Genomic DNA, 1597 nt, shown 5'->3' with positions numbered 1-1597 from the left:
GACAGCGACAGGGGCCCGCGTCGCAGGGTGCGGTGCCGGGCTCGCTTGTGGTGCAGGCTGATCGGCGGGTGGCCAAGGAGGTACTGCTCGACCACAGCCAGCAGGTCGGTGAACGCGGCGTGCTCCAGGCCGGTGAGAGTGGGGTGGTGCAGCCAGTCGGGGGCCCGGTCGTTGGGCTGGGTGCGGTCGTCGCGGCGCGGGAGGGGCGCCGGGGCCGGCGCTTCGGGCCGCAGGGTGTAGTTCCACGTGCCGTGCCAGTCGTGCACGGTCAGAGGCAGGGCCGCCATGACCTCGTCCGGCACGGTCACCCCGGTGGGGTAGGCACCGAGATCGAGTTCGGCGTGGACGGTCAGTCCAGTGCGGGTGCGGGTGGCGTCGATGGTGTTCACCACGACTTCGTGACTGGTCAGCGGGCGTCCGCGCCAGTTGGTGCTGATCCGGGAGAAGAGCCGATGCTCTATTTTGTTCCACTTCGAAGTTCCGGGCGGAAAATGACAGACCGTCACCTCAAGGCCGGCCGCGTGCGCGAAGTCGGCCAGCTCCTTCTTCCAGGCGCGGACCCGGTAGCCGTTGGAGCCGCCGGCGTCAGCGGTGATCAGCAGCCGGGTCGCGCCGGGGTAGCGGTGCCGTCCCTCACCGTGCCACCAGCGGCGCAGGGTGGCGACCGCGAACGCGACGGTATCCCCGTCACAGCCCACCGACACCCAGCCGGCATCGGCATGCAGGTCGTAGATCCCGTACGGGACTGCCTTCTGCGCATCCTTCTCAGGAAAGTCGTGCGCACGCACCTGCACTGGCTGCCCGGCGCGGTGCCACTCGGTCCCGGCGACCGCGTAGTTGCCCAGGACCTCCTTCTTCTTGGTGTCGACGCTGATGACAGGCTGTCCTGCGGTGGTGAACTCCGTGACCTGGTCATTGATGTAATGGAACTGCGCGTCGCGGTCGGGGTGGCGGGCGCCTTCGGTGGTCCGCGAGGTGCCCTGCAAGGAGAACCCCTCGGCCTCAGCAGGGCCGCAACGGTGTCATGGCCGACCCGGTGCCCCTGACGGGTCAGCTCGGCCGCCAGGTTCCGGGTGGACTTGACCGTCCATCGCAGCGGGGACTCCGGATCGCCGCGCTGATCGGGCTCGATGAGTGACAGCAGGGCCGGAACCAGCCCCGGATCGATATCGGCCAGCCGCTTGCGGCCCGCCCCCGACGCCCGCACGCGCCCAGACAGCTCCAGTCCGCAGTCCAGCTCGCCGACACCACGCGAGACCGTGGACTCCGCAACCCCGGCGGCACGGGCAACAACACGGACCCCGCCATGCCCGAACACGCCAGCCGCAGCCCCGAGCACCAGGCGCCGCTGCCGCTCATCCAGATGCGGCAGCAACTTGCCGAGCTGTGCCGCCAATACTGCCTCAGTCCCGTCCGCCACACCCGGATCCTACGACCTCAACCACCCCATCAAATCAAGGAGTTATTGATCGACAGCTCCCTGCCGACGATGTAGCGGCTGAAGATGTCGATGATCACGTAGGCGTGGAACCAGATGCCCTTGGCCGGTCCGGGCAGCCGCGTGATGTCCCACGTGAACACTTCCGACGGCCCGGTC

2 pseudogenes are annotated in these 1597 nt (G+C 68.8%); both read right to left on the bottom strand.

Features of this window, described 5'->3' with window-relative positions:
- Nucleotides 1–1420: pseudogene (locus ACNPQM_RS44080) on the bottom strand (ISAzo13 family transposase); the annotation flags it as partial.
- Between the two features lie 62 nt (nucleotides 1421–1482).
- Nucleotides 1483–1597, bottom strand: a pseudogene (locus tag ACNPQM_RS44075) (IS3 family transposase); the annotation flags it as partial.

The sequence above is a fragment of the Streptomyces sp. NPDC056231 genome, from assembly GCF_048270745.1.
Lineage (GTDB): Bacteria > Actinomycetota > Actinomycetes > Streptomycetales > Streptomycetaceae > Streptomyces.
This window is presented reverse-complemented; position numbering and strand designations above follow the sequence as displayed.